This is a genomic window from Streptomyces sp. 8L (genome assembly GCF_020176795.1).
In the GTDB taxonomy this organism is placed as follows: Bacteria; Actinomycetota; Actinomycetes; order Streptomycetales; family Streptomycetaceae; genus Streptomyces.
In genome coordinates this window covers 10405-15000 of the sequence record NZ_JAIUKE010000212.1, presented here as the reverse complement: position 1 = coordinate 15000, position 4596 = coordinate 10405, and the positions used below count along the sequence as shown (strand labels likewise).

At 70.8% G+C, this 4596-nt stretch carries 6 protein-coding genes and 1 pseudogene; 3 read left to right on the top strand and 4 right to left on the bottom strand.

Annotated features, from left to right (window positions below):
* Positions 1–138: 138 nt before the first annotated feature.
* The 3 genes and pseudogenes from LCE31_RS19040 to LCE31_RS19030 form a co-directional block, all read right to left on the bottom strand.
* Positions 139–393, bottom strand: a pseudogene (locus LCE31_RS19040) (hypothetical protein); the annotation flags it as partial.
* 400 nt (positions 394–793) lie between these two features.
* Positions 794–970 (bottom strand): hypothetical protein, encoded by a 177-nt coding sequence (locus LCE31_RS19035; RefSeq protein ID WP_225015720.1) that lies wholly within the window; start codon positions 968–970, stop codon positions 794–796.
* Between the two features lie 58 nt (positions 971–1028).
* A complete protein-coding gene (locus tag LCE31_RS19030; protein ID WP_225015719.1) occupies positions 1029–1310 on the bottom strand; it encodes a hypothetical protein in 282 nt (93 codons plus the stop codon).
* A 311-nt stretch (positions 1311–1621) separates the two neighbouring features.
* Between LCE31_RS19030 and LCE31_RS19025 the strand changes: the two genes are divergently transcribed.
* Together LCE31_RS19025 and LCE31_RS19020 are read left to right on the top strand one after the other, a co-directional pair.
* On the top strand, positions 1622–2446 hold the full coding sequence (locus LCE31_RS19025; protein ID WP_225015717.1) for a helix-turn-helix domain-containing protein: 825 nt from the start codon (positions 1622–1624) through the stop codon (positions 2444–2446).
* Positions 2443–2649 carry a DUF397 domain-containing protein gene (locus LCE31_RS19020; protein ID WP_225015715.1) on the top strand — a complete coding sequence of 69 codons (207 nt, stop codon included), beginning with the start codon at positions 2443–2445 and terminating at the stop codon, positions 2647–2649. The genes LCE31_RS19025 and LCE31_RS19020 overlap by 4 nt, the downstream gene beginning before the upstream one ends.
* Before the next feature lie 88 nt (positions 2650–2737).
* Here LCE31_RS19020 and LCE31_RS19015 read toward each other — a convergent pair whose 3' ends face one another.
* Positions 2738–3367, bottom strand: a complete 630-nt coding sequence (locus LCE31_RS19015) for a GOLPH3/VPS74 family protein (protein WP_225015714.1) — start codon at positions 3365–3367, stop codon at positions 2738–2740.
* Between the two features lie 276 nt (positions 3368–3643).
* Here LCE31_RS19015 and LCE31_RS19010 point away from each other — a divergent pair, with 276 nt between their 5' ends.
* Positions 3644–4507 carry an SDR family NAD(P)-dependent oxidoreductase gene (locus LCE31_RS19010; protein WP_225015713.1) on the top strand — a complete coding sequence of 288 codons (864 nt, stop codon included), beginning with the start codon at positions 3644–3646 and terminating at the stop codon, positions 4505–4507.
* Positions 4508–4596: the final 89 nt, after the last annotated feature.

Sequence of the window (4596 nt, the reverse complement as noted above, 5' to 3'; positions counted from 1 at the left end):
CCCCCTTTTCGGCTTTCTCGCCCTGCGCGGGGCCGCTTTAGTTCTTGGCGTACCCCGCGGCCCCCGCGCGCCCCCCCCCGCGGGCGGGGGGGGGGGCGGCGGGGGCCGCGGGGGGGGGGGCGGGGCGCGGGCCCCCCCCCCGCCGGAGTCGCGGCGCACGAAGGTGGCGAGGTAGACGACGACGGCGGACGCGACCAGCAGGCCCGTCCAGGTGTAGAGCGAGCCCCGGTGCGAGCCGATCACGTCGTCGATGACGACCTTCGTGATGAGGGGGACGAACGCGGTGACGGCCATGCCGACGAGAGACGACACGAGGGACGCCATCACCCTGCGGCGGTACCGCCACGCGTACCCCGTCAGCCGCCGTGCCCAGCTCTGTGTCCCCGTCGCCACTGGTGATGCGCCTCCTGTGTGTCGTCCCGGCCCATGGCCCGCCCCGGCGGGGCCCAGCCATGCCTACCAGGCCTTCCCGCCGGAATCACCAACGCCAGGTAACACGGAATTCATCCCACCGTTTGTGCCGGAGCGGCAGAGAGGCCCAAGTCAGGGCTTTGGGAGGAGGCCCACAGAGCCTTGCGCCCTAGGTCCGGCACGCCGACCATCGAACATACGCACGCCCCAGGCGCACGGAGGCGCCCGAGGCGCGGAACGGGCGCGCGGTCCTCGCGGGGGCGTGGCGTGAGGGGTGGCGACGCCTAGGGCCCACGGCCCCCGCGGGCGCCCCTCCCCCGGCCCGCCCAATCGCGCCCGGGGCGGCCGTTCTGGACGCGGGGCCGGCCGGGGGGCCGGTTGTTCAGTCATCGCGGTCGTCGCACGCGCACTCCCGTTCCCTCGCGGTGGCGGTGCTCCGCCGGTCCCGGCCGGCCAGCACGGGTTCCGGGGCCGGAGACTCCTTCGACAGGGACAACATGCCGTCCACGCCGTAGTCCTCCGTGAGGTCCGCAAGCAGTTTCCGTGCCTCGCTGCCCATGTACACACTCCTTCTGCTCTGTGGTTTCGATCGCCCGTCCGGCCGGACCAGGAGACTTCTACGGGCCCGTGGGGCGCCTGCGGGAGTTTCTGTTGGCGTCCGCCACCTCGCGCCGCAGGCGTCGCATCGTGGGTGACTCGTCCGGCCGCTTGTCCCTGTCCGGGCAGTTGTCGGCCCCGCACGCGCAGGGCGGCCACTGCCGGGCGAGGCCGAGCCAGTCGGCCGCCCCCTCCGTCCGTACGGGTTCGGGGCAGGCGATGCGTTCGGCCAGGCCGTCGTATCCGAGGCTCTTGGCGAGCCGGCTGAGAAGTTCCGCGACGAACGCGTCGGCATCACTCATCGGAGTTGTTTCCCCAGCCCTTCGTACAGGCGTCGCAGGATGTCCCTGTCCGGTGTCGCGTAGGCGCGGGGCACCCACCGTGGTGCGAGCTCCCAGACACTGCCGACGCGTAACAGCCCTTCCCCCGCTCGTTCTTCATGTGCGAGGGGCGGCCGTCGTTCAACCGTTCGGCCCGTGATGTGCGGTGCGTTGCTCACAGGTTCAAGATTCGGCGCCCGCGATCCCGGGCAACAGGGGGTGACTCATGACTGTGCGTTCAGTCATGGACGGTAGTCATGACAGCACCCTCAGTCATGGTCCATCATCGCGACATGACCGCCGAGACAGACTCTCCGGACCCGGACCCCGCGACCTCTCTGTTGGCCTTCTTCGGCTCCGAGTTGCAGCGCATCAGAAGCGAACAGAACAAGTCTCAGGGGATGCTGGCGCGCCGTGCACACACTTCGCAGTCGATGATCAGCAAGATCGAAGCGGGTAGGCGCGTCCCGTCGGAAGACCTGGCCCGCGTCCTGGACAGAGCGCTGGACACAGGCGGTACGTTCGAGCGGTTGCAGCCCATTGTCATCAGGTATGCGTACCCGCCATGGATTCGAGCCCTGGTGGAACTGGAAGCGCAGTCAACAGCCATGCGGGTATTCGAGTCACAGATCATCCCTGGACTGCTCCAGACAGAGGACTACGCACGGGCGATGCTTGCCGCAGTTCGATCCGACGACCTTGAGGAACTGGTGGCTGCGCGCATGTCCCGGCAGGGGATTCTGGAGCGCGAACAGCCGCCGCGCATGTGGTATGTGATCGATGAGCAGGCACTGCAACGCCCCATGGGTACGCCCTCCATGTGGCGCGCTCAGCTCAGACGGCTTGTGAAGGCCGGCTCTCACCCGAGGTCGGTGATCCAGGTGATCCCACGCCGCGTCACGGCACATCCCGGACTTGCCGGTCCCTTCACGCTGTTGAGCTTCGAAGACCACCCGGACACGATGTGGGTCGACGGCTTCTCAATGGGCCGCATCACAGTGGATTTGGGAGAGGTCGCAGACGGCACGCAAGCCTATGATCTGTTGAGGGCAGCTGCTCTCTCACCCGATGAGAGCGCCGACTTGATCACTGGATATGCGGAAGGTCGTTACTCATGAACGCACCGCACGAGAACGTCTCGTGGCACAAAAGCAGTTACAGCACGAACGGAGCGAACTGCGTGGAGGTCGGCGTTGGCCTCCTTGCCTCGCACGTCGTGCCGGTCCGGGACTCGAAGGTCTCCAACGGGCCCATCCTGGCCGTGCATGCCGCAAGCTGGTCGTCCTTCGTCTCCGCCGTCAACTCCGGCGAGCTGGCCTGAAAGTAAGGCGCCCCAGTAGCCCCCCCGCATGCACGACGCGGCGGGGCTACTGCCTGCACAGGGCGTGCCCGGACGGCGCCCTGCGGACTCAGCCCGCGTCCGATGCCTCGCTCTTGATGAGGCGGTCGACCGCGCGCGCCGGCCACAGTTCGCGCGTGAGCCCGCGCATGGTGCGCCGCGTCTCGCGTCCGCTGCCGCCCGCGGGCACGACGTGGCGGGTGAGGCGGATGGCCGAGACCAGGGCCGCCAGCATCCGGGCCCCGGGCTCGGGGAAGCCCATCTTCGCCGCGCCCCGGAAGTCCGCGGCGGCCTCCTCCGCGGTGCCGGGCGAGAGAAGCGGGTAGCGCGACACGGAGAAGAGGCCGAGGGCGCGGTGTGTCTCGACCGTGATCAGGCCGCGCGCCGCGAGGCTGTCGGCGCAGGCGCCCGTGACGGCGCCCGATCTCCGGCGGCGGAGCCAGTGCCTGGCGCGTACGGGCCGCCCGTCGTCGAAGAGGCCGAGGGCGGCGTCGAGCACCGGTTCGCCGGTCGGCGGCGGCGACAGGGGCACCACGCGGCCCCGGTCCTCCGCGACGAACCGGCGCGCCTCCAGGTCGGCGAGGGCCGCGGCGGCCACGCCGTAGTGGAGGTGGCGCGCGCGTACGCGCGGTTTTCCCGTCGCCGGGTCGAGTGCGAGCAGCATCAGCTCTTCGGGCAGCGTCAGGGCGGGAAGACTCATCGGCTCTCCGGCTACTTCTCGGCTCTCCGGCTACTTCGTGTACGCGAGGACGAGGGCTGCCAGCACGACCGCCATGAGCGCGGTCACGACCGTGAGGAAGCGGCCCTTCGCGGTGCGGGTGGAGTACGGGTACCTGGTCATGCCCGGCAGCTTACGAGCAGGACCGTTCGAGTTCTTCCACCGTGCGGTACGGATGTCGTCACGGAATGCCAAGATCTCCGTGCGAGTTGAACGCGCGGTTGACGGCAGGTCAGCCCGGACGAGAGGCACACACCCATGGGGGTACTGGACGGAAAGGTCGGCGTGGTCACCGGCGCCACGAGCGGGATCGGCGCCCGCACGGCCGAGGTCTTCGCGGCGGAGGGCGCGCGCGTGGTGATCGCGGGACGCCGCACCGACGAGGGCGAGGCGCTCGCGCGGTCGATCGGTGACGCGGCGGTGTTCCACCGTACGGATGTATCGGTGGAGGAGGACGTGGCCGCGCTGGTGGACCGGGCGGTGGACGCCTTCGGGCGGGTCGACGTGATGGTCAACAACGCGGGGTCGCCCTCCCATCTGACGGGGGTCATGGACGTGGAGAGGTCGCTGTTCGACGCGACGCTCTCGGTGCATGTCACCGGCACGCTCCTCGGCATCAAGTACGCGGCACGCGCGATGCGCGAGTCGGGCGGCGGCAGCATCGTCAACATGTGCAGTGTCGCCGGCCACGCGGGCGGATACTCCGGCCTGGACTATTCCGTCGCGAAGGCGGCGGTCGCCCACCTCACCCGGTGCGCCGCCGTGGAGCTCGGCGAGTACGGCATCCGCGTCAACAGCGTGTCCCCCGGGTTCGTGCTGACGGGCATCTTCGGGAAAGGCGCGGGCGCCGCCGACGCCGACGCGGCGGACGCCAGGACGGACGGGCTGCGCCACCTCATGACCGACATGATGGGCGCCCACCAGCCGCTGCCCGGGATCGGCGAGACGGACGACCCGGCGGCGGCCATGGTCTTCCTCGCGAGCGACGCGGCCCGCATGATCACCGGTCAGGACCTGGCGGTGGATGGCGGCATGCTGGCGGGCCGGCCGGCGGCGGTGATGCTGGCGGAGCGCGCACGCATCGCCGCCCTCGTGACGGGCGGCGGGCCCGCGGAGACCTGACGGGAGCGGGCGGAGGCGCGCCGGCCCGGGGGGGCGCCGGGGCCGGCGGGGGGGGGCGCCCCCCCCCCGGGGGGGCGGGGGGGGGGGCC